The organism is Reyranella sp. (assembly GCF_004296935.1).
Lineage (GTDB): Bacteria > Pseudomonadota > Alphaproteobacteria > Reyranellales > Reyranellaceae > Reyranella.
In genome coordinates this window covers 1-20,263 of the sequence record NZ_SCVH01000139.1, presented here as the reverse complement: position 1 = coordinate 20,263, position 20,263 = coordinate 1, and the positions used below count along the sequence as shown (strand labels likewise).

19 protein-coding genes and 1 pseudogene are annotated in these 20,263 nt (G+C 66.1%); 9 read left to right on the top strand and 11 right to left on the bottom strand.

Annotation, left to right across the window (positions count from 1 at the left end; translation table 11 throughout):
* The first annotated feature begins 55 nt into the window (after nt 1–55).
* The gene (locus tag EPO55_RS19540) at nt 56–841 is read left to right on the top strand and encodes an aldolase/citrate lyase family protein (protein ID WP_296338837.1); all 786 of its coding nucleotides are present in this window, start codon (nt 56–58) and stop codon (nt 839–841) included.
* A 4-nt stretch (nt 842–845) separates the two neighbouring features.
* A complete protein-coding gene (locus tag EPO55_RS19535; protein ID WP_296338835.1) occupies nt 846–2,030 on the top strand; it encodes an amidohydrolase family protein in 1,185 nt (394 codons plus the stop codon).
* Nucleotides 2,031–2,493: 463 nt separating this feature from the next.
* Here the strand turns inward: EPO55_RS19535 and EPO55_RS19530 are convergent, their stop codons facing one another.
* The 5 genes from EPO55_RS19530 to EPO55_RS19510 form a co-directional block, all read right to left on the bottom strand.
* Nucleotides 2,494–3,270: an ABC transporter permease gene (locus EPO55_RS19530; RefSeq protein WP_296338833.1), complete on the bottom strand. Its 777-nt coding sequence runs from the start codon at nt 3,268–3,270 to the stop codon at nt 2,494–2,496.
* Nucleotides 3,267–4,049: an ABC transporter ATP-binding protein gene (locus EPO55_RS19525; protein ID WP_296338831.1), complete on the bottom strand. Its 783-nt coding sequence runs from the start codon at nt 4,047–4,049 to the stop codon at nt 3,267–3,269. The genes EPO55_RS19530 and EPO55_RS19525 overlap by 4 nt, the downstream gene beginning before the upstream one ends.
* A gap of 2 nt (nt 4,050–4,051) precedes the next feature.
* Complete coding sequence (locus tag EPO55_RS19520; protein ID WP_296338829.1) at nt 4,052–5,065, bottom strand: ABC transporter substrate-binding protein; 1,014 nt, start codon at nt 5,063–5,065, stop codon at nt 4,052–4,054.
* A gap of 70 nt (nt 5,066–5,135) precedes the next feature.
* The gene (locus EPO55_RS19515) at nt 5,136–6,896 is read right to left on the bottom strand and encodes a glucan ABC transporter ATP-binding protein/ permease (protein WP_296338828.1); all 1,761 of its coding nucleotides are present in this window, start codon (nt 6,894–6,896) and stop codon (nt 5,136–5,138) included.
* 107 nt (nt 6,897–7,003) lie between these two features.
* Nucleotides 7,004–8,185, bottom strand: coding sequence for a M20 aminoacylase family protein (locus tag EPO55_RS19510; protein WP_296338827.1), 1,182 nt, complete (start codon nt 8,183–8,185; stop codon nt 7,004–7,006).
* 48 nt (nt 8,186–8,233) lie between these two features.
* Between EPO55_RS19510 and EPO55_RS19505 the strand changes: the two genes are divergently transcribed.
* Nucleotides 8,234–9,190: a threonine dehydratase gene (locus EPO55_RS19505; protein WP_296338826.1), complete on the top strand. Its 957-nt coding sequence runs from the start codon at nt 8,234–8,236 to the stop codon at nt 9,188–9,190.
* Here the strand turns inward: EPO55_RS19505 and EPO55_RS19500 are convergent.
* On the bottom strand, nt 9,163–9,678 hold the full coding sequence (locus tag EPO55_RS19500; protein ID WP_296338825.1) for an Lrp/AsnC family transcriptional regulator: 516 nt from the start codon (nt 9,676–9,678) through the stop codon (nt 9,163–9,165). The genes EPO55_RS19505 and EPO55_RS19500 overlap by 28 nt on opposite strands.
* A gap of 110 nt (nt 9,679–9,788) precedes the next feature.
* Here EPO55_RS19500 and phhA point away from each other — a divergent pair, with 110 nt between their 5' ends.
* Complete coding sequence (phhA, locus tag EPO55_RS19495; RefSeq protein ID WP_296338823.1) at nt 9,789–10,535, top strand: phenylalanine 4-monooxygenase; 747 nt, start codon at nt 9,789–9,791, stop codon at nt 10,533–10,535.
* A gap of 132 nt (nt 10,536–10,667) precedes the next feature.
* Here phhA and EPO55_RS19490 read toward each other — a convergent pair whose 3' ends face one another.
* Entirely contained in the window at nt 10,668–12,764 is a 2,097-nt protein-coding gene (locus tag EPO55_RS19490; RefSeq protein WP_296338821.1) for an acetate--CoA ligase family protein, read from the bottom strand.
* A 20-nt stretch (nt 12,765–12,784) separates the two neighbouring features.
* Between EPO55_RS19490 and EPO55_RS19485 the strand changes: the two genes are divergently transcribed.
* Both EPO55_RS19485 and EPO55_RS19480 read left to right on the top strand, forming a co-directional pair.
* Complete coding sequence (locus EPO55_RS19485; RefSeq protein WP_296338820.1) at nt 12,785–13,756, top strand: tripartite tricarboxylate transporter substrate binding protein; 972 nt, start codon at nt 12,785–12,787, stop codon at nt 13,754–13,756.
* Between the two features lie 10 nt (nt 13,757–13,766).
* Nucleotides 13,767–14,168, top strand: coding sequence for a RidA family protein (locus tag EPO55_RS19480; protein ID WP_296338818.1), 402 nt, complete (start codon nt 13,767–13,769; stop codon nt 14,166–14,168).
* Between the two features lie 9 nt (nt 14,169–14,177).
* On the opposite strand, the gene EPO55_RS19475 is transcribed toward EPO55_RS19480, so the two are convergent.
* Nucleotides 14,178–15,098 carry an SMP-30/gluconolactonase/LRE family protein gene (locus tag EPO55_RS19475; protein WP_296338817.1) on the bottom strand — a complete coding sequence of 307 codons (921 nt, stop codon included), beginning with the start codon at nt 15,096–15,098 and terminating at the stop codon, nt 14,178–14,180.
* A 107-nt stretch (nt 15,099–15,205) separates the two neighbouring features.
* On the bottom strand, nt 15,206–16,597 hold the full coding sequence (locus EPO55_RS19470; protein WP_296338816.1) for an aminotransferase class III-fold pyridoxal phosphate-dependent enzyme: 1,392 nt from the start codon (nt 16,595–16,597) through the stop codon (nt 15,206–15,208).
* Nucleotides 16,598–16,696: 99 nt separating this feature from the next.
* Here EPO55_RS19470 and EPO55_RS19465 point away from each other — a divergent pair, with 99 nt between their 5' ends.
* Nucleotides 16,697–17,875, top strand: coding sequence for an aminotransferase class V-fold PLP-dependent enzyme (locus EPO55_RS19465; protein ID WP_296338814.1), 1,179 nt, complete (start codon nt 16,697–16,699; stop codon nt 17,873–17,875).
* A 3-nt stretch (nt 17,876–17,878) separates the two neighbouring features.
* On the opposite strand, the gene EPO55_RS19460 is transcribed toward EPO55_RS19465, so the two are convergent.
* A complete protein-coding gene (locus EPO55_RS19460) occupies nt 17,879–18,619 on the bottom strand; it encodes a carbonic anhydrase (protein WP_296338813.1) in 741 nt (246 codons plus the stop codon).
* 83 nt (nt 18,620–18,702) lie between these two features.
* On the opposite strand from EPO55_RS19460, the gene EPO55_RS19455 reads away from it, so the two are divergent.
* Both EPO55_RS19455 and EPO55_RS19450 read left to right on the top strand, forming a co-directional pair.
* Entirely contained in the window at nt 18,703–19,482 is a 780-nt protein-coding gene (locus tag EPO55_RS19455; protein ID WP_296338812.1) for an enoyl-CoA hydratase/isomerase family protein, read from the top strand.
* Between the two features lie 39 nt (nt 19,483–19,521).
* The gene (locus EPO55_RS19450) at nt 19,522–19,926 is read left to right on the top strand and encodes a hypothetical protein (RefSeq protein ID WP_296338811.1); all 405 of its coding nucleotides are present in this window, start codon (nt 19,522–19,524) and stop codon (nt 19,924–19,926) included.
* Nucleotides 19,927–20,066: 140 nt separating this feature from the next.
* Here the strand turns inward: EPO55_RS19450 and EPO55_RS19445 are convergent.
* Nucleotides 20,067–20,263 (bottom strand): annotated as a pseudogene (locus EPO55_RS19445) (hypothetical protein); the annotation flags it as partial.

Below are 20,263 nucleotides of genomic sequence, written 5' to 3'. Positions count from 1 at the left end.
AATTACCCGTCCCTGTGTAGACTTCGCCGTCCCAACAAACTGAGGAAGCGGCGAAATGTCGACGAATATGCTGAAGAAGCGGCTGCAGGCGGGCAAGGCCTGCGTCAACGCCTGGCTCGCGATCCCCAGCGGCTTCTCCGCCGAGGTCATGGCGCAGTGCGGCTGGGACAGCGTCACCGTCGACATACAGCATGGCGTTCAGGACTATCAGTCGATGGTCGCCTGTTTCCAGGCGATGGACAAGCATCCGATCACGCCGCTGGTGCGCGTGCCCTGGAACGAGCCGGGCATCGTCGGCAAGGTGCTCGATGGCGGCGCGTGGGGCGTGATCTGCCCGATGGTGAACAACGCCACTGAGGCCAAGGCGCTGGTCTCCTATGCGCTCTATCCGCCCAGGGGCAAGCGCAGCAACGGCCCGATCCGCGCCGGCGCCTATGGCGACGCCACGCCCTACCAGGCGACGGCCAACGACGAGGTGCTGATCATCCCGATGATCGAGACCCAGGAAGCGATCGACAATATCGACGCCATCCTCGACGTGCCGGGCATCAGCGGTATCTACGTCGGCCCGTCCGACCTCGGCCTGTCGCTGGGCCTGGTACCGAAGCTCGACCGCGACGAGCCGCAGGTCCTGAAGATCTACGAGAAGCTCACGACGGCCTGCAAGAAGCGCGGCCTGTTCGCGGGCATCCACAACGGTACGGCAAGCTACGCCGCCAAGGCGGTCGGCATGGGCTTCCAGTTCAACACCATCGCCAACGATTCGGGCCTGATGGCGATGGCCGCCAGGGCCGCGGTGAACGGCTTCCGCAAGGAAGCCGGCGCGGTCGCCGACAAGTAATACGATGCTGATCGCCAACGCCGTCCTGGCCGACGGCACCAGGCATCATATCGACATCGAGGGAGGGCGGATCGCCGCCCTCCTCCCTGCCGCGCCCGGCGTGCCGGCGCACGCAGACGTGCTCGACGTGGCGGGCGCCCTGCTGCTGCCGCCGCTGGTCGACGGCCACATCCATCTCGACAAGACTCTGCTCGGCCTGCCCTGGGTGCCCAACCAGGCTGCCGGCAACAAGGTCTCGGACCGCATCGAGGCCGAACGCAAGGTGCGTTCGGCACGCACGGTGCCGGAGGCCGAGACCGGCTCGAACCTGGTGCGCCAGGTGGTGGCGAGCGGCACGCTGCACATGCGGAGCCACGTCGACATCGACAACCAGCTCGGCCTCAGGAACCTGCATGAGGTCCTGAAGATACGCGAGCGCTTCCGGGACCTCGTCACCCTCCAGATCGTGGCCTTCCCGCAAAGCGGCATCGTGCGCTCGCCCGGCACTGCCGATCTCCTGGACGCCGCCATCGCCGAGGGCGCCGACCTGGTGGGCGGCCTCGACCCCGTCGGCATCGACGGCGATCTCGACGGCCATCTCGACGCGATCTTCGCCATCGCCGAACGGCGCGGCGTGGGAGTCGACATCCATCTGCACGACGGCGGCGAGAGCGGAATCGCCCAGTTGATCGCCATCGCCGAGCGCACGACCGCTTCAGGCCTGCAGGGCAAAGCGGCCGTCAGCCATGCCTTCGCGCTGGGCTCGGTCCCCACCGACGTCGCCGCGCGCACGGCCGATGTGCTGGCCAGGGCCGGCGTGGCGATCATGAGCCACGGACCGGGCGGCGCTCCCATCCCGCCGCTCGCGCTCCTGCGCCAGCACGGCGTAAAAGTGTTCGGCGGATCGGACAACATCCGCGATGCCTGGTCGCCCTTCGGCAACGGCGACATGCTCGAACGCGCCATGATGATCGGCTACCGCGCCAACTTCCGGCACGATCACGAGCTGAAATTCGCCTTCGAGATGGTGACCGACGCGGCCGCCTGCGTGCTCGGCCTCGAAGCCTATGGCATTGCCGTCGGCGCCGCCGCCGACTTCGTGGCCGTCGAAGCGGGCTCCGTGGCCGAAGCCGTCGTCGCCCGCCCGCGCCGCAAGCTGGTGATCAGGGCCGGCAAAGTCGTGGCCAAGGACGGCGTCCTGACCGTCTAGACGCTTCTGCCACTGTTGGCCCAACTTTGCGATTTTGGCCCAACTCGACCGACAGAATATCGGCCCTCCGCGCGCCGGAAAGCCAATGGATCCGGGATTTTCCCCGGCTGAGCGGGCCCACCTGAAACGCGGGAGTGTTGGGCCCGAAGTTGTGCCCGGAGTCCGACCCCCTCCGGCCCTACGGGCCACCTCCCCCGCAGACAGGGGAGGAGAAGAAGGGGTGACACAAACTCCTCCCCCGTCTGCGGGGGAGGTGTCCCCGAAGGGGACGGAGGGGGTCAGAGGTTGATGGGTCCACGAGTCAGGACTCGCGGCGGCTGCACCACGCGCTCAGCGCAACCCGTGGACGGCCACGGGCAGGTCTTGCCGGAATGAAAAAGGCCGGCGCCCCAAACTCAAAAGAAGCGCCAACCTATCAAGAATTTAGCCTAAAACCTGCTGAAATGTCAACTTTAACTTCGGCTCAGCCGACGATTTCGCCGCGGAAGGCCCAGCGGGTCATACGCTTCTCGACCATGGCGCAGACCGCGTACATCGCCACGCCCATGATGGCGATGGCGAACAGGCCGGCGAAGGTCGTGGGGGCGTCGTTGCGCGCGCTGGCCGACAGCATCAGGAAGCCGATGCCGTTGTTGCCGCCCACCGTCTCGGAGATCACCGAGCCGATGAAGGCCAGGGTGATGGCGACCTTGAGGCTGGCGAAGAGATAGGGCATGGCGCGCGGGATGCCGACCTTGGTCAGGATCTCGAAGCGCGTGGCGCCGAGGCTGCGCAGCACGTCGCGCATCTCCGGCTCGATGGTGGCGAGGCCGGTCGCCACATTGACCACGATGGGGAAAAAACTGATGACGAAGGCGGTGATGACGGCCGGCAGCGAACCGACGCCGACCCAGATCATCAGGATCGGCACGATCGCCACCTTCGGGATCGCGTTGAAGGCGATCAGCAGCGGATAGAGGCCGGAGTAGACGAAGGGCGAGGCACCGATCGCGAGGCCAAGCAGCAGTCCGCCGGCAATCGCCAGCAGGAAGCCGATCGTGGTCGTCCACAACGTGTCCCAGCAGTAGGCCATCAGAATGTCGAAGCGCTGGACGAAGACGACGAAGATCTTGCTCGGCCGGGGCAGGATGATTTCCGGCACATCGAAGACGATGCAGGCGATCTCCCAGACGATCAGCAGGACCGCCATCACCAGCCACGGCATGGCATGCTTCAAGGCTTCGCGCTGAAGCTCGGTCATGCGTGTTCCTGGCTGATCCGGTCGCGCAGCTCGTGCACGACCTCCACGAAATGCGGCTCGAAGGTGGTGGCGAGTGTCCGCGGGCGCGGAATGTCGATCTTCCTGGCCATCACGATGCGGCCGGGCCGGCGGCTCATGACATAGACGGTGTCGGCGAGAAAGACCGCTTCGCGCAGGTCGTGCGTCACCAGCACGCCGGTAAAGCGCTTCTCCAGCCACAGGGCCTGCATGACGCCCCACAATTCCTCGCGGGTGAAGGCATCGAGCGCGCCGAACGGCTCGTCGAGCATCAGCAGTTCGGGCTCGTGGATGAGGGCGCGGCAGAGGTTGGAACGCTGCTGCATGCCGCCCGAGAGCTGCCAGGGGAACTTGTCCGCGAAGTCGGCGAGGCCGACCGTCTGCAGAAGCTTCATCGCCCGCGCCTCGTAGTCGGCGCGGTTCGAGCGAAAGCGGCGCTTGTGCGGCTCGACCACCTCCATGGGCAGCAGGATGTTGTCCATGGTGGTGCGCCACGGCATCAGGGTCGGGTTCTGGAACGCCATGCCGACGCCCTTGATCGGCCCGGTCACCTTCTGGCCGGCCACCCGGACCTCGCCGCCCGTGGCGGGCAGCAGGCCGGTGACCAGCTTCATGATCGTCGACTTGCCGCAGCCCGAGGGGCCGACGACGGCAATGAACTCGCCCTTGTCGATGCCGAACGTGGCATCGGCCAGGGCGAGGGTCGTTTCCTTGCCGAGGCGGTAGGTGAGGCTGACGGCGTTGAGGTCGACGAAAGCCATCCCTACTTGGCGACCATGCGATCGGCCTTGGGCGGCAGGAACTGGTTGGTGAACACCTTGTCCGGCGCAGGTGCCGCCGGCAGGTTGAAGGCGTCGGAGACTTCCTTGACCGAGCGGGCGAAGCGCGCCGGGTCGACGTCGCCCATGCCGTTGGCCTTGACCCAGGGCGTGAGGATGTTGGTCTGCAGCGAGAGCTGCAGGCGCTCGGTCTCCAGCGCATCGTCGATCAGCGGATCGCGCTTCTTGGCGGCAGCGATGCCCAGCTTGTTGTCGGCGATGACGTCCTTCCAGCCCTTGACCGTGGCGGCGATGAAGCCCTTCACCGCCTTCTCGTTCTTGGCCAGCTCCGGCGAGATGATGATGCCGTTGCCGTAGACGTCCATGCCGTAGTCGCTGTAGCGGAAGGCCACGATGTCATCGAACTTCACGCCGCGGGCCTTGAGGTCGAGCATCGACGAGAAATAGTGGCCCGAGATGAAGTCGACCGTGCCCTGCACCAGGCTCTGCTCGCGCAGCTGCGGCGTCAGGTTGACGTGTTCCCACTTGGTGATGCCGTTCTTCTTGGCGAAGGCCGGAAACAGACGGAACGAGGCATCGAACACCGGGGCGCCGAGCTTCTTGCCCTCGAGGTCCTTGGGCACCTTGATGCCGCTCTTCTTCAGCGCATAGACGCCGAACGGCGGGAAATCGTAGGCCATGAAGACGCAGAGGATCTCCTTGCCCGGGTTCTTGGCGTTGTACTCGATCAGCGTGTTCACATCGGCGAAGCCGATCTGGTAGGCGCCGGTGGCGACGCGCTGGACCGCGCCGGCCGAGCCCTGGCCGGGATCCATGGTGACGTCGAGCCCCTCGGCCTTGTAATAGCCCTTCTCCAGCGCCACGAGGAACGGCGAGGTCGGGCCCTGGAAGACCCAGTCCAGCGTGAATTTGATCGGTGTCTGGGCCTGTGCCGAAAGGCCGGCCAGCACTACGGCCGCGGCGGCAGCGCCGCCCAGCCACTTGGCGAATTTGCTCATGTCCTGTTCCCTCGTGAGGTTCCCCGTCCGGCGACTCTTAGGCGGACAACCCACGCCCGCCAAGGGGATATCAGGCAGATTCTATGCCAGCCCGCTGCGTGGAGACGAGCTGGGTGAAAGCGCCGCCACGGTCGGACAGCTCCTGGTAGCCGCCCTGCTCGACGACCCGGCCGTGCTCGAACACCACGACCTGGTCGGCCTCGCGGATGGTCGAGAGCCGATGGGCGATCACGAAGGTGGTGCGGCCCTGCATCAGGGTCTTGAGCGCCTTCTGGATGCGGGCCTCGGTGAGCGAATCCAGCGCACTGGTCGCCTCGTCCAGGATCAGGATGGGCGGATCCTTCAGGAGCGCGCGGGCGATGGCGAGGCGCTGGCGTTCGCCGCCCGACAGGGTGGTCCCGCGCTCGCCCACAAGCGTGTCGTAGCCCTGCGGCTGGCGCATGATGAAATCGTGCGCCTCGGCGAGTCTGGCCGCCTGCTCGAGCTCGGCCTGGGTGGCGTCTGGCTTGCCGATGCGCAGATTGTCGGCGATCGACCGGTAGAACATCGTCGAGTCCTGGAATACCACGCCGATGTTGCGGCGAAGCGACTCCAGCTTGATATCACGGTGGTCGACCCCGTCGATGCGGATCACGCCCGACTGTGCGTCCCACATGCGATGAAGCAGCGACAGCGTCGTGCTCTTGCCGGCGCCGGTCGGTCCGACCAGCGCCACCGTGGTGCCCGCGGGCACCTTCAGTGAAAAATGCACCAGTGCCGGCCGCTTGCCGTCATAGGAGAAATTGATGTCGTCGAATTCGACATCGCCCCTGGCACGCCCGATATCGATGCCGTCAGATTTGTCGAGCACCGTCGATTGGGCATCGAGCACGCGGAAGAAATCGCCGAGCGACGGCATCTGGAAGAAGATGCGGCTGACGAAGCCCGAGGCCTGGTCCATGCGGCCGATCAGCATGGTGGCGAACCCCATGAAGCTCACGATCTCGCCGACCGTCGCCTCGCCCTTGGTATAGAGCCAGGTGCCGAGCACGAAGATCGAGATCACTGTGATGGTCGAGGCGGCGCGGGTCATCACCGACAGCAGCGCCCACCAGTTCAGAACGGGGAACTGGGCCTGAAGCGTCTGGGCGATGATGCGATGCATCTCGCCCGTTTCGGCCGCCAGCCGCACGAAGCTCTGGATCAGATTGATATTGCCCAAGGCATCGCCGGCGCGACCGGCGAGCTCGCTGTGAAGGTCCTCGACCTTCTTCTGCAACTGGTCGGTGCGGCTCACCACCCAGATGTTGGCAGCCGCGAAGAACAGGATCAGCACCAACAACAGGAGGCCGAGCCGCCAGTTCATGAACAGGCTGAGCGGCAGCATGATGAACAGCGCCACCAGGGTGGCGAGATTCTCGCGGAAGAACGACAGCCAGATGCCGAACAGATTGTCGACACCGGTCAGCATGATCTTGATCAGGCGGCCGGAGTGCTGGGCGTTGTGGAAGGAGAACGGCAGCATCAGCAGATGCTCGAAATAGGTCGCCATTGCGCCCAGCCGGCGACGATGGGCCATGCGATCGGCCTGCAGCGAGACCACCATGTTGGCGGCAATCCCGCCCAGCCCGACCACCGCCCACAAGCCAAGGATCGACAGCGCGTCCCGCCACAGGGTCTCGACGGGCATGTTGCGGGCGTTGGTCAGGAGGTCGATGACTTGGCCGAACAGCACCGGCTCGTAGAACTGCAACCCGGCCACAGCGACGTTGGCGATGGCCAGAACGATGGCAAGCCCCTTCTCGGCCCGCAGCAGCCCGATCACCCGACCGTAGACGCGAAGGAATTCCATCGACTGTTGTCACCTCGGGCGGGCTAAGCCCGCCCTCGAGCGAAGCGAAGGGCCTTTGGGGCCGCGCGAAAGATGCTTCGCTACGCTCAGCATGACAACAAAGGTCATCAGCCAGCGGACTTTTCGCCGAGGAAGCGTTCGACGGTATTGACGAAGAAGCTGACCCCGAACGGGATCGCCATGTCGTTGAAGTCGTAGCGCGAGTTGTGCAGGCCCGCGCCGTTGCCGTCCTCGCCGCCGTTGCCCAGCCAGACCATGGCGCCCGGGACCTTCTCCAGCATGTAGGAGAAGTCTTCCGCACCCATGCTGGCCTGAACGTTGTCGCGCACGCCGTGCGGTCCGCAGACGCCCGCCGCCACGTCGATGGCGAAGGCGGCGCGCTGGGCGTTGTTGATCGTCGGCGGGTAGCCATAGCGATACTCGACGTCGATGCTGACGCCGTACATCTTGGCAGCCCCCTCGCAGATCTCGCGGATGCGCGCCTCGATCAGCTTGCGCGCCTCGGGAGTGGTGGTGCGGGTCGTGCCGCCGACGTGGGCATCGGTCGGAATGACATTGTAGGCCGAACCGCCCTTGACGAAGCCGACGGTGACGACGGACGAGGCGAACGGGTCCATGTTGCGGCTGACGATGGTCTGCAGCGACAGCACGAGGTTGGCCGCGACGATCAGCGGATCGAGGCTGAGATGGGGATGCGCGGCATGGCCGCCCTTGCCGGCGATGCGCAGGTCCCAGCGGTCGGCCGCGGCCAGCAGCGGACCCGGCTTGGTGGCGATCATGCCCAGCGGCAAGCCGGGCTTGTTGTGGATGGCGAAGACGGCATCGCAGGGAAACTTCTCGAACAGTCCCTCGTCGATCATGGCCTTGCCGCCGCCGCCGCCCTCTTCGGCCGGCTGGAAGATGAAGTGGACGGCGCCCTCGAAGTCGCGCTTCTCGCTCAGCACCTTGGCGGCGCCCAGCAGCATTGCGGTGTGGCCGTCATGGCCGCAGGCATGCATGCGGCCGGGATTCCTGGAGGCATGTTCGAAATCGTTGGTCTCGTCCATCGGCAGGCAGTCCATATCGGCACGCAGGCCAATAGACTTCAACGAATTGCCCTTGCGCAAGGTTCCCACCAGGCCGGTCTTGCCCAGGCCGCGCGTCACCTCGAGGCCCCATTCCGCGAGCTTGGCCGCGACGATGTCGGAGGTCCGGTTCTCCTCGTAGGCGAGCTCGGGATGGGCATGGATGTCGCGGCGAATGGCGGAAATCTCGCCCTGGATCTCGAGCGAACGGGGAAGAACGGGCATCAAAGCACTCCGGTTGGAACCTCGGGCATCTTAGCCCACAGTAGCACCATGTTGTCCCTCCAGGATGTCGAAGACGCGGCCGCCATCGTCTACGCCGCCATGCCGCCCACCCCGCAGTATGCCTGGCCCCTGCTGGCGCGACGCACCGGCTGCGAGGTCTGGGTAAAGCACGAGAACCACACGCCGACCGGCGCCTTCAAGGTGCGCGGCGGGCTGGTCTACATGGACCGGCTGAAGCGCGAGCAACCGGCCGTCGCGGGCGTGATCAGCGCCACCCGCGGCAACCACGGCCAGAGCATCGCGCTCGCCGCTGCCCGCACGGGAATTGCCGCCACCATCGTCGTGCCGCTCGGCAATTCGGTGGAGAAGAATGCCGCCATGCGGGCCTTCGGCGCCGAGTTGGTGGAGGCCGGCCACGATTTCGACTCGGCACGCGAGACCGCGATGCGGCTTGCCGGCGAACGCGGCCTCGCCATGGTCCCGTCCTTCCATCGCGATCTGGTGTGCGGCGTGGCCACCTATGCCCTTGAACTGTTCCGGACCGCCCCTTCGCTCGACACGGTCTATGTGCCGATCGGCCTCGGTTCGGGTATCTGCGGCGTCATCGCCGTGCGCGACGCCTTGGGGCTCTCGACCAGGGTGGTAGGCGTCGTCTCGACCGAGGCGCCGGCCTATGCGCTCTCCTTCGCCGCGGGCAAGGTCGTGGCGACCAACAGCGCCGACACCATGGCCGACGGCATGGCTGTGCGCGGACCTGATGCCGAGGCTCTGAATATGATCCTGAAGGGTGCCGACCGCATCGTGCAGGTGAGCGACAACGAAGTGATGGCAGCGATGCGCGCCTACTACGAGGACACGCACCAGCTCACGGAAGGCGCCGGCGCCGCCTCGCTGGCCGCCCTGATGCAGGAGCGCGAGCGTCAGGCGGGCAAGCGCGTCGGGTTGGTCCTGAGCGGCGGCAACATCGACCGGCCGCTCTACTTGCGCGCTCTCGCGGACGGTTGAGGGGCCGGCGCCTGGGGCGCCGCCTTCTGAGGTGCCCACGCGAGATCGCTCTTCACCGCCTGCATGATGAACGAGGATCGCGTGCCTTTGACGCCGGGCATGCGCAGCAGCGCCTTCATGGCGAACTCGCTGAAGCTCGCGAGGTCGGGGGCGAAGACATGGACCTGGAAGTCCATGTCGCCAGTCACGGCGTAGCAGGCCACGACCTCCGGCCGGGCGCGGATCGCCGCCTCGAAGGCCTCGACGGTCTTTTCGGAGTGATCCTCGAGCGTGATCTGGACCAGCGCCTGCAGGCCGAGCCCCATCGCCTGCGGCGACACGAGGGCTGCATAGCGGCCGATCACGCCCTCTTCCTCCAGCCGCTTCACGCGCCGCTGGCAGGGTGTGGGGGAAAGTCCGACCCGCTCGGCAAGATCGACCATCGGCAGCCGGCCCTCGGCCTGGAGCGCCGCCACGATGCGTCTGTCGATGTCATCGAGTTCAATCATGGCATAATTCACTATTGAATGATCATTTCATGGAGAATACCTCCAAAACGATCCTTCTTACAGGCCAACTTCGCGAGGATTCACCGCCGCCCTGCCCTCATATTCAGGGCATGAACATCGCCCCTCTCGAGAACCTGCGCGGCGACTACCTCGGCATGGCACCGGACTGGACCGTGCCGCAGCACGCCGACCTCTATTCAGCCGAGGATCAGGCCGTGTGGCGGATCCTCGTCGAGCGCCAGACCGCGCTCGCCCGCCACTACGCCTGTGACGAATTCCTGCGCGGCCTCGACTCGCTCGGCATCGGCGACACCATCCCGGATTTCGAGGCGATCAACGCCCGGCTGATGCCGCTCACCGGCTGGCGCCTCGTCGGCGTGCCGGGCCTGATCCCCGACGCCGCCTTCTACGATCATCTTGCCCACCGACGCTTTCCGGTGACGGTGTGGATCCGCACGCGCGCCGAACTCGACTATCTGGTCGAGCCCGATCTGTTCCACGACTTCTTCGGCCATGTGCCGCTGCTCACCGATCCGGTGTTCGCCGACTTCATGCAGGCCTATGGCCGGCGCGCCATCGCGGCCGGGCCGGAGAACATCGATCGCCTGGCCCGGCTCTACTGGTTCACCGTCGAATTCGGCCTGATCCGCACGGCCAAGGGCCTGAAAGCCTATGGCGCCGGCATCCTGTCCTCGGCCGCTGAAGTGAAGCACGCGATCGAAGGCGATGGCGTCGAGCGCCTGTCGTTCGATGCAGCGACGGCCATGCAGCGGCCCTACGAGATCGACAAGCTGCAGCCGACCTATTTCATCCTCGACGATTTCCGCCAGCTCCTGGACCGGCCGGCCGCCCATTAGATCATTCTCTTCCCCTTCGCGGAGTCCGCGAAGGGGAAGTGCCCTCGTCTTACGAGGGCGATGGGGTTCATGACCCCCTCCGTCGGCGTAGGACGCCGACACCTCCCCCGCAGACGGGGGAGGAGAGTGATTTCAACTGTGCAGCACGACCAACCCATCGACGGCGACGACGCCTTCGCCGTCGCCCTTGACCAGCAGCGGATTGATCTCCGCCTCCGAGACATCGGCAAAGGCCTTGTGCGCCAGGGTCGAGAAGGCCGCGATGGTTCTTGCCAGCGCCGCCACGTCGCCGCGCGGCAGGTTGCGATAGCCGCGAATGGTGGCGAGGCCTTTTACTTCATCGATCATCTCGCGCGCCTCGGCCTCGTCGACCGGGGCAATCCGCGTCGACGCGTCCTTGTAGATCTCGGCCAGCACGCCACCGAGACCGACGGTGATGGTCGGTCCCACCAGTGGGTCGCGGCGAAAACCCAGGATCACCTCGGCGAGGCCGCGCTCCATCTTCTGGATCAGGAAGCCGTCGAGCTTCGCTCCAGGCGAATGGGCTTTTACGCGCCGCTCGATCTCGCGCGCAGCGACGGCGGCGGCCGGGCCATCCATCAGGCCCAGGGCCACACCGCCGGCCTCGGTCTTGTGCGCGATATCGGCCGACAGGATTTTCAGCACCACCGGCGCGCCGATTTCGGCCACGGCGGCAACGACCCGCTTGGCGTCGGGGATCGCAAGCGACCTGGCCATGGGCACGCCCAGCGCGCCAAAGAGATCGGCCGCCCGGCGCTCGTCGAAGCCGTTGACGCGGCCCGCTTCGAGCGCATCGAGCGACGCGCGCGACGGTTCGGCCAAAACGGGCAAGGGCTGCGGCGCCGGACGCAGCAGGCAGAGGGCCATCGCCTCGCTGCAGGATTCGGGATGGCGAAAGGCGGGCACGCCGGCCGCCGTCAGCAGGGCGAGCGACTTTTCCGCCGACGGCGTCAGCGAGACGGCGAAGGGCTTGGCGGTGCGGGCAAAGCGCAGCAGCGGCTCGACCGCCAGCTCGGGGTTGAACTGGGCCGACGATCCCACGACGAAGATCACCGCGTCGTTGCCGTCGTCGGCCAGCAGCCGCTCGATGGTGCCGGCCACGATCTCGGGCTTGGCGCCGGCCAGGGTGAGATCGATCAGCTTGCCCTCGCCCGCGGCAATGCCGAGCGGCTTTAGCCACTCGACCAGCGCCCGCGGCGGGTCGGCGATGTCGAGGCCCGCCATCGCCATGTTGTCGACCACCATGGCGGCACCGCCGCCGGTCGTGGTCGCCACGGCGACGCGCGTGCCGCGCGCGGGAGGCCTGTCGACCAGCAACGCCGGCACATCGATCAGCGATTCGAACATCGACACGCGGGCGATGCCATGACGGCGGCAGAAGGCATCGAACGTCGCATCGGAACCGGCAATGGCGCCGGTGTGCGACTTCGCAAGCTCCTGGCCAATCTCCGACCGGCCGAGCTTGTAGGCGATCACCGGCTTGCCGGCGGCATGGGCGCGGCGCGCGGCGCGGGCGAGACGGTCTCCATCGCGCAAGGTCTCCATGAACAGCAGGATCGCGTCCGTCTTCGGATCGTCCACCATCAGATCGGCGACTTCGCCGACGGCGAGATCGACTTCGTTGCCGACCGAGATCAGCCGCGAAAAACCGATGCCGCGCGCATCGGCCCGCGACAGCAGGGCGCCGATCAGGCTTCCGCTCTGGCTGACGACGGCCCAGCGCCCGGTGCGCAGCCTGTCGATGGCGAAGGCGGCATTGGCCGTCAGCACCATGGGCGGCTGGGTGCTCACCGTGCCGATGCTGTTGGGCCCGACCAGCCGGATGCCGGTCTCGGCCACGATGCGCGCAAGGTCGTCCTGCAGCGAGGCGCCTGCGCCGCCGGCATCGGCAAAGCCGCCGGCCAGGATGGAGGCCACCTTCACGCCACGCTTGCCGCAGTCCGCGAGGGCCGCCACGGCCGCGGCGCCATTCAGCAGGATATAGGCATGGTCGATCTCGCCCGGGATGGATGCCAGGTCCTTAAAAGCCATCTCGCCCAGGATTTCGCTGCGCGAGGGATTCACCGGAAGGATCTCGCCGGTGAAGCCATGCTTGCGCAGGAAACGCTGCGGCCGCGACGTCGTCTTGGCGGGATCAGCCGACGCTCCGATCAGGGCGATGCGTTTTGGCTCGAACAGGGCTGCGAAGAGATTCTTTGGGTCGCTCATGCGGCGAGTATACTCGGCACATGATCCCTCGCCGCACATTCGTTACCTCCGCGCTGGCCGCAGTTGCACTGCCCGCCAGCGCCCAGACACAGGCCTGGCCGTCCAAGCCGATCAAGCTCGTCGTGCCCTATGCACCCGGCGGAACGACCGACGTGGTCGCCCGCATGGTCGCGGAATATCTCGGCAAGCAACTCGGCCAGAACATCATCGTCGACAACAAGCCCGGCAAGGGCGCCATGGTCGGTACGGCGCTGGTCGCCAAGGCGGCGCCCGACGGCTACACGCTGCTGATGTCGGTGATCTCCGGCCTCTCGATCTCGCCCACGCTCTATGGCGGCGGCGACTTCGATCCGATGGGCGACTTCATCCATATCTCGATCGCCTCGCGCAACCCGAGCGTCCTCGTCGTCAATCCGACCTTCGAGGCCAGGACGTTCAAGGAGTACGTCGCCTACGCCAAGGCCAATCCGGGCAAGCTCACCTTCGCCACCTCGGGCGCGGGCTCGAGCAATCATCTGCTGGGCGCGCGGCTGCAGCAGGTGATCGGCGCGGAGATGGTCCACGTGCCCTATCGCGGCGCGGGCCCTGCCATGATCGACACCATCGCGGGCAACGTGCCGTCGATGTTCGACTCGCTCCCCTCGGCAGCACCGCACATCAAGGCGGGCAAGGTCCGGGCGCTGGCCGTCAGCAGCGACGTGCGCAGCCCCGCCTTTCCCGACGTGCCGACCATGAAGGAGTCCGGGTATCCCGACCTCATCTCCTATTCCTGGTTTGGAATCTCCGTGCCGGCCAAGACACCGGCGCCTATCGTCGACCGATTGGCCCGCGAGATGCAGGCCGTGTTGAAGGAACCGGCCGTCCTCAAGCGCTGGGAGGAGATCGGCGCCGAGGGCAGCACCATGACTCCGGCCGAGGTCACGCGCTTCATCCAGTCGGAGATCGACAAATGGACACCCGTGGTCAAAGCCTCCGGCGCCAAGCCGGAATAGGGAGGACGACATGAGCATCCGGCGCGTCACTTCACCGGCCGTGCCCGAGCCGCCACCCGAACGCTGGTCCAACTGCCTGGTGTCCGACGGCATCGCCTACGTCTCCGGCATGACGTGCCGCGGCGTCGACGACAAGAAGCTGGCCGCCATGGACGAGTACGAGCAGGCCAAAGTGATCTTCGGCAAGATCAAGGGCATGGTCGAGGCGGCCGGCGGCGCCATGGCCGACGTGGTCAAGATCACGGTCTATGTCACCGACATCAAGAACAACGTAAAAGTCTGGGCAGCACGCCGCGAGTTCTTCACCGGCGACTTCCCGGCCTCGACCCTGGTCGAGGTGAGCGCGCTCGCAGCGCCCGAGATCCTGGTCGAGATCGAGGCGATCGCCCACATCGGCAAAGGCAAGCGATAGCGGCACGCGCTAGGTGTGTGAGAACATCTTCTTGCCGGCGACCGGCATCGCCGCCCTGAGGATGGTGCCCGCCGCGATCTTGTCGCTGCGCCGCGAGACCACGACGTAGAGGTCGTTGCCCGAGAAAGCGACGTTGGTGCAGTAGATGTCGTCGCCGCAATCGACGTGATGCGTCGGCCGGCCGAGAGCGTCGAAGCGCCAGGCCGTCGTGCTGGGATGGGCGATCACCAGGCCGCCCTCCTCGTCCAGCGCCATGCCGTCGGGGCCGGCGTGGCCGCCGCTCATCTGGATGAACAACCCGACCTTGCTCACCGTGCCGTCCGGCATGATCGGCAGGCGCCACACCGCGTTGCCGCGCGTCACGCCGACATAGAGCACGGTCTCGGCCTTGTTCATGACCAGGCCGTTGGGGCTGGGCACGGTGTTGACCAGCATCGTGAGCTTGCCCGCCGTGTCGTAGCGGTAGACGCGGCCGGAGGGGTCGTGCAGGCCGGTCTGGCCCTGGTCGGTGAAGTAGAGATCGCCGTTCTGGGCAAAGAACAGGTCGTTGACGCCCTTGAAACTCTCGGAGCCGCGAGTCTCGATCAGCGGCGTCACCTTGCCGCTCGCGGGGTCGAGCAACACGATGCCGCGCTTGTAATCGGTGATGAAGATCCGGCCGTCCTTGTGGATTTTCAGCCCGTTCGGCCAACCGTCGTATTCAGTGACGAGGGTCCACTCGCCGGCCGGGCTGATGCGAAACACCCGACCGAACGGAATATCGGTGACATAGAGATTGCCGGCGCGGTCGAAGCTCGGCCCTTCGAGGAAGGAATCGAGCACCATGCCGACCGCGTTGGCGTCTCCCCAGGAGGTGCGACCGGGCTTGCGGAATTTGTCCGGCAGGCGCGTGAATTCGGCCGCTGGAACCGCCTTGGTCAATCCGTACATGACACCCCCTCCGCCCTACGGGCACCTCCCCCACAAGCGGGGGAGGAGAAGAACTGAATCAAACTCCTCCCCCGTCTTCGGGGGAGGTGGCCGAAGGCCGGAGGGGGTCACGCCGCTTTCACTTCACGTTCGGCCTTCAGCGCCCGCACGGTCTCGCGCAGCGCATGGACGGTCTTCTCAATCTCCGCGCCGCCATGAGTCGCCGACACGAAGCCACCGGGCGCACCCATCACGTCGACGCCGTGGGTCATCAGGCCCATGCGGATCTTGCCCGTCAGCGGACCCGCGCCGCGCGCGCCCTTGAGCTTGGCGAACGGCACTTTTAGCGGATCGAAAGTCGCGGGATCGATCGGATCGTTGAACGGGTTGGGATAGATCAGGAAGGTCGAGCTCTGGCCGTAGATGCCCCACGGCACGCCCTCCTTCACCAGCACCTCGGTGAGCGCGCGACGCAGCTCCGCCGCCGTCTTGTTGGCCTTCTCCGCGAGGTCCTCGTCACGCAGCAGCGTGAGCGCCGTCACCGCCGCCGCGGCCGACAACGGATTGGCGTTATAGGTGCCGGGGTGCAGGATCCGCTCGATCTTCTTCGCCGCGGTCGCATCGTGATCGATGCGGTCGAGAATCTCGCGCTTGCCCGCAACCGCGCCGCCCGGCAGGCCGCCGGCCACGATCTTGGCCTGGATGCAGAGGTCGGGCGTGATGCCGAAGGCCTTCTGCGCGCCGCCCGAGGACCAGCGATAGCCGGTGATGACCTCGTCCATCAACATGACGACGCCCTTCTTCCTGGTGGCGTCGCGCACCGCCTGGATGAAACCCTGAGGCAGCGGCGCCTGGCCCCATGACGCGCCCGACGGCTCGAACATGACGGCGGCGATATCGTCACGCTCCTCGATCAGCTTCACGACGGCGGCGACGTTATCGCTCGGCATCACGATCGAAAGCGCACTCACCTCCTGCGGCACGCCGGGCGTCGTGCCGCCGTCATAGGTGGCGCCGGCGCCCGCCGTCACGTTGTCGTGCCAGCCGTGGAAGTGGCCGATGAAGCGCACGATCTTGTCCTTGCCGGTGTAGGCGCGCGCCAAGCGGATCGCCATGTGCGAGGCCTCGGTGCCCGACGCGGTGAAGCGGACTTTCTCCGCGCAGGGCGTCAGCTCGCAGACGAGTTCGGCCCAGCGCACCTCCAGCTCATGGCTCGAGCCGTAATGTGTACCGAGCTCCATCTGCTTCTTCACCGCCTCGACGACGGCGGGATGCGAATGGCCGAGCAGCATGGCGCCATGGCCGCCGAAGTAATCGACATACTCGTTGCCATCGACGTCCCACTTGCGCGGGCCCTTTGCTTTCGCAACATGGATCGAATACGGATCGAGATAGCGGGCATCGTGGGTAATGCCGCTCGGCAGCACCTTGTGGGCGCGCTCGAACAGGGCGCCGGAGCCCGGCGTCCGGGCCTTGTAGTCGGTGACGATGGCGGAGTTGGTCGGCGCGACAACGGTCATGAGCCCTCACTTAACTAATGGCAGAGCATCGCAAGCCTCGCTTGCGCCGCCAAGGGCCTGCCGCCAGAGTTTCGCCTTTCGCAGACCGAGGGTACCTACGTGAACGCCAAACCGCGCGGACGCCAGTTCTTCAACAATCCCGGCCCGACCAACATCCCCGACCGCGTTCTGCGCGCCATGGACCGGCCGGTCCTCGACTTCATGTCGGACGAATTCCTGGCCATCCAGCATGCCTGCCATGCCGGCGTTAAGCGGGTCCTGAAGACCGACCAGACGCTTTACATGTACAACGCCAGCGGCCATGGCGCCTGGGAAGCAGCCCTCGCCAACCTGTTCTCGGCCGGCGACACCGTACTGATCGTCGAGACCGGCTACTTCTCGCTGAGCTGGGCGGAGATGGCGGTCAACCTCGGCATCAAGGTCGAGACCTTCGCCGCCGACTGGCGCACCGGCGCCGACGTTGCGAAGCTCGCGGAGCGGCTGGCCAAGGACAAGGCGCACGAGATCAAGGCCGTGCTGACCGTCCACAACGAGACCGCAACGGGCATGGTGCTGCCGGTGGCCGATATCCGCCGCGCCATGGACGAGACCAAGCACCCTGCCCTGCTGCTCAGCGACACGATCTCCTCGCTCGCCTCGATGGAATACAAGATGGACGCCTGGGGCGTCGACGTGACCGTGGGCGGCAGCCAGAAGGGCCTGATGCTGCCGACCGGCATGTCGCTGACGGGCGTCAGCAACAAGGCGATCGAGGTTTCGCGCAAGAACAAGGCGCCGCGTCATTACTGGAATTGGGAGATGATGAACGGCCGCGCGCCGCAGAAGTTCGTCGGCACCGCGCCGGTGCATATGTTCTTCGGCCTGCAGGAATCGCTCAAGATGCTCGAGGAGGAAACCCTCGACGGCGTGTTTGCCCGCCATGCCCGCCTCGCCGACGCGACCCGCGCCGCCGTGCGCGCCTGGGGCGCCGACGGCAAGGGCCCGCAGCTCTACGGCCAGGCAACGGACAGGCTTTCCAACTCGGTGACGGCGGTGATGATGCCGGAAGGCGCCAACTCCGACGCGATGCGCAAGATTGCCGTCGACCGCTACAACCTGTCGCTGGGCGGCGGGCTTGGGCCGCTGATGGGCAAGGTCTTCCGCATCGGCCACATGGGCGATCTCAACGAGCCGATGCTGTTGGGCTGCCTCGCCACGACCGAGCTGGCGATGAAGACCGCCGGCGTGCCGTTCGCGCCGGGCGGTGTCGACGCCGCGATCGCGTCGCTGGCGAGCTGAGCGTCAGAAGTCCGGCTTGCGGCCGGCGACGGCGGCGACAAAGCGCGCCGGCTCGATCGACGACAGCGCGGTGTTGCGCCCCACGGTCGGCTCGACGCTGAAGCCCAGGACCGGCTCGAACGCAGCTGTCGCGGGATTGAAGGCGTAGAGCTGGCCCTTGGTCATGTTGAACCACCAGGCGTGCAATACGAGCGTGCCGGCCGCGACCTTGTCGGCGATCCAGCGGAAGCTCATCAGGTTCCTTACGCTGTTCAAGACCGCGGCCTGCTCGACGGCACGGGCGATCTCCTCGCGTGGGCGGCCCTTGAGCTCCTGCACCACGAGGTCGCGCGTGTCCTGGGCGATGCTGGTCCAGGTCGAGAGATAATCGTAGTCCGCGTAGACGCTCTCGCGGCCATCGACCAGAGCGCCGATGCCGCCGCACAGTGCATGTCCCAGCACGACCACATGCTCGACACCGAGGCCACGCACGGCGAACTCGATGGCCGCCGACGTGCCGTGATGCCGCGCATCGGGCGGGAACTGCGCTGGCGGCACCATCGCGGCCACGTTGCGCACGGTGAAGAGCTCACCGGGCTTGGTCTGGGTCAGAATGCCGGGATCGACGCGTGCGTCGGCGCAGGCCACGATCAGGATCTTCGGGGATTGGCCTTCTGCCGCCAGACGGTCGAAGAGCTCGAGATGTTCGCGATAGTAGCCCAGATGGAAGTCCGAGAAGCCTTTTAGGAGCCGTTCCAATGCCATGCTGTCATGCCTACGCCTGTTTGCGGCGTGGCGCGACATAGACGATGATGGCATCCACTTCAATTCAGTCTGTTTGTGTGAATATGACCACTGAACTCCTCTACGAGACGCGTGGCGACGTCGGCTGGATCACCTTCAACCGGCCGCAGGCACGCAACGCCCTCACTTTCGCGATGTACGAGGGGTTGGCCGAGATCTGCATCCGGGTCGGCAAGACCCGCGAAGTGAAGGCGCTCGTCGTCACCGGCGCAGGCGACAAGGCCTTCGCCGCCGGCACCGACATCGCCCAGTTCAAGAGTTTCGAGGGCGGCGAGGACGGCATCGGTTACGAGCGCAAGATGGATCGTATTCTGGATGCCATCGAGCGTTGTACCGTGCCGACCATTGCCGCCATCGCCGGATTTTGCACCGGCGGTGGCGCCGCCATCGCCGCCGTCTGCGACCTCAGGCTGGCCGCCGCCAGTGCCCAGTTCGGCTTCCCGATTTCGCGCACGCTGGGCAACTGCCTGTCGATGTCCAACTACGCCCGGCTGGCCGCCCTGATCGGCCCGCAGCGGGTGAAGGAGATGATCTTCCTCGCCAAGCTAATGGACGCGCCGACCGCCCTTGCGGCCGGTCTGGTGAGCGAGGTCGTGCCCGACATGGCCGCACTTCATGTCCGTGCCGAGGAAGTGGCGCGGACCGTCGCGGGCCACGCCCCGCTGACCCTGCAGGTGACCAAGGAGGCACTCCGCCGCCTGCAGGCCCGGATCGCCGACGAGAGCATCGACGACCTGATCCGGTTGGCCTACGGTAGCGCCGATTTTCGCGAAGGCATGGCGGCGTTCCTGGAGAAGCGGGCGCCGAAATGGACGGGTGCCTAAGTGGAGTGGCGCCTAGGACTGCTCAACGAGGAGGAAGCGATGGTTAAGGTTGGATCAACTCTTGCAATTCTGGGACTGTGCGCTGCCGTCGCCGCCTGCCAGACCACGCAACAGAACATCGGCAACAAGGAAGACATGATGGCTGCCGCCGGCTTCAAGTTCGTGCCGGCGAATACCCCGGCACGCCAGGCCTCGTTCAAGAACCTGCCGGCGCACAAGTTCTCGCGCGAAATCAAGAACGGTCAGGTCTTCTACGTCTATCCGGACCCGACCGTCTGCGTCTGCCTGTATGTCGGCAGCCAGGCGGCCTATTCCAGGTACCAGGCGAACGTCTTCCAGAAGAATCTGGCAGATGAGCAGCAGATGACCGCCAACATCAACTCGATGAACGACTGGGACTGGGGTCCGTGGGGCGGTTACCCGTATCCGGGCTGGTACTACTAGGGCATCGACTCTTCTCCTCCCCCGTCTGCGGGGGAGGTGTCGCCGTAATCGGCGACGGAGGGGTCATGACCCCATCGCCCTCGTATGACGAGGACACTTCCCCTTTGCAGACTCCGCAAAGGGGAAGAGAATGACGTCGATCAGAAAGAAGCCTCGACGACACCCAGCCCGACGAATTCGCCAAGGGCGCGCGCGCCTGGCGGGAAATAGCGCAGGCCGGTCCAGGATCCCGTGGTGATCGCCTGGCCTTTGCGGATACCGCCGCGTTCGCGCACGGCGTGGTCGATCATCCAGGCGAGCGGCCGCACCGGATCGACCGAGCCGAGACCGCCCTTCT